This is a genomic window from Marinimicrobium locisalis, from assembly GCF_039822625.1.
GTDB classification, from domain to species: Bacteria; Pseudomonadota; Gammaproteobacteria; order Pseudomonadales; family Cellvibrionaceae; genus Marinimicrobium; species Marinimicrobium locisalis.
The window spans coordinates 1-1,710 of record NZ_JBDLLG010000064.1 but is presented as its reverse complement, the minus strand read 5'-3'; the positions used below and the strand labels follow the sequence as shown (position 1 = coordinate 1,710).

The 1,710-nt window shown below is 55.9% G+C and carries 1 protein-coding gene; it reads left to right on the top strand.

Translation table 11 applies throughout. The annotated features are described in order from the left end of the window. Positions 1-260: 260 nt before the first annotated feature. Complete coding sequence (gene tnpC, locus AAE514_RS18380; RefSeq protein ID WP_347333019.1) at positions 261-1,706, top strand: IS66 family transposase; 1,446 nt, start codon at positions 261-263, stop codon at positions 1,704-1,706. The last annotated feature ends 4 nt before the right edge of the window (positions 1,707-1,710 follow it).

Below are 1,710 nucleotides of genomic sequence, written 5' to 3'. Positions count from 1 at the left end.
GTAACTATTCAGCTCAATTTTTGAAAAAACACTTGACAGGGTTTTTCCGAGAAATTCTGAAATCTCCGCTTACTTCCTGCCGCAGCGATAACTTGTTTGGCAGCCTTGTTGTTGGTTCGCTCAGGCTACGTTATTTCTTTACCGGAACCCGATCGAGTCCTTGGAAATAAACCCCGCCAGAAGCTTATACAGAAGGAAAAATTCGCCCTGAAAAATCCATGAGATAATAGCGCCACACCACAGTCTATGGCCCCTTACTCATGACTCTCGACAACATTGACATCGATGCCGCGATTGCCGATGCAGAGAAAATGCTGCAGGACGATCAACAGGTCACCCCGGCCGTGCGCGCCGTGATGTCCGTGTTGCTGCTGGTCATTAAACTGCTCATGGCCAAATCGGGGTTAAACAGCCGAAACAGCAGTATACCGCCTTCCCAGGATCAGAACCGCCAAAAGGCTAAAAAGACCGGCGCCAAACGCAAGGCGGGCGGTCAACCTGGACGCAAAGGCGTGACGCTCAAACCCGTTGACGACCCTGACGAGATCCAGGTGCTGGCGCTCGACCGGCGCACCCTGCCTCGCGGTCATTGGCAGGAGGTGGACGTTGAGCGACGCCAGGTGGTGGATCTACGCATCGAGCGCCATGTGACTGAGTATCAGGCGCCGGTACTGGAGAACGAACACGGCCAACGCTGTGTTGCCCCGTTCCCAACGGGCGTAACCCGCCCCATCCAGTACGGCGCGTCGGTCAAAGCCCATGCGGTTTACCTGTCGATGTTTCAGTTGCTGCCCTATGAACGCATACAAGCCATGTTCTGTGAACAGTATGGCATTCCTCTAAGTGCCGGCAGCCTGGTCAACTTCAACCGTGATGCCGCCAAGCGCCTGGCACCGTTTGATGACCTGGCCACACAATGGTTGGCCTCAGAACCTTTGCTGCATGCCGACGAAACCGGGCTCAATATCGATAGCAAGCGCCACTGGCTGCATGTGCTGTGCGCGCCAGCGTGCACCCTGTTCGGCCTGTCGACTAAACGTGGTACCGAGGCGATGAACGCCATGGGCGTACTGCCGAGGTATAAAGGCACACTGATACACGATCATTGGAAGCCCTATTATACTTATGCCTGCACTCATGCGCTGTGCAACGCTCACCATCTGCGCGAACTGACCTACGCTTATGAAGAGGATGGGCAGCGCTGGGCCAAAAACCTGCACACCTTGTTGCTGGAGTTGCACGAAGCCGTAGAGCAGGCCGGCGGCGCGCTGCCGCCCGATCAGGCCAAGCGCTGGAGAACACGCTATCGCAAGATCCTCGGTCGTGGCGACACTGAATGCCCGGCCCCGGTGTTGGGGGACAACACGCCTCGTCGGGGGCGGCTCAAGCGCAGCAAGTCACGCAATTTGCTGGAACGACTTCGTGCCTATGAAGACGATGTGCTACGCTTTATGGGCGATCCGCAGGTGCCGTTTACTAATAATCAGGGCGAACGGGACTTGCGAATGACCAAAGTCCAGCAAAAGATCTCGGGCTGCTTCCGCTCCGCCGAAGGCGCTGAGGCGTTCTGCCGCATCCGCTCCTACTTGCTGACCTGCCAGAAGAATAAGGTAGAGCCTGGAGCCGCATTAGCGGCGGTATTTAAGAATAACTGGCCGGACTTTTTGATTGAAAAGCGCTCGCATCTTGAAGATGGTGCTGAATAGTTAC

Bases quoted from the DNA above. Each gene is read 5' to 3' on its own strand.
- tnpC (WP_347333019.1), top strand. From the start codon at position 261: ATGACTCTCGACAACATTGACATCGATGCCGCGATTGCCGATGCAGAG.